Origin of the sequence: Roseateles chitinivorans (assembly GCF_002761755.1) — a bacterium.
Lineage (GTDB): Bacteria > Pseudomonadota > Gammaproteobacteria > Burkholderiales > Burkholderiaceae_C > Roseateles > Roseateles chitinivorans.
Window position 1 is genome coordinate 1 of the sequence record NZ_PEOG01000228.1, and the last position, 433, is coordinate 433.

1 protein-coding gene is annotated in these 433 nt (G+C 69.7%); it reads left to right on the forward strand.

Annotation, left to right across the window (positions count from 1 at the left end):
• Positions 1–433, forward strand: a 433-nt coding sequence (locus CS062_RS25485) for a hypothetical protein (protein WP_199174389.1), incomplete at both ends; no start/stop codon positions are given.

Below are 433 nucleotides of genomic sequence, written 5' to 3' on the forward strand. Positions count from 1 at the left end.
GGGCCGCGGCCTATCAGGCGTATCTGCGGGCCGAGGCGATCGGCCCGATGACGCTGGACGATCTCGATGCCTATGCCACCACGGCCTGGCGGCTGGGGCACAGCCGCGAGGCCGTCCGGCTCGCCGAACGGGTGTACGGGCAACTTGTGCGCCGTGATCCGGCGACGGCGGCGACGAAGGCCGTCGACATCGCCCTGGAGTGGCTGACGCGGGGTGATCTCAACATTGCGCAGGGGTGGATGAACCGGGCGCGTCGGCTGCTCACAGGCGCCCCGACCGGGCCGACGCACTGCTATCTGGCGTACCTGGATGTCGTACTCGCGGTGGCCGAACAGGACCCTGAGGAGTTGGCGCGCCGCGCCGAGGCGGTGCGGCATTTGTGCGACAGCGTCGAGGATCCGGCGCTGGAATCGTTGTCGTTGGTGTCGCAGGC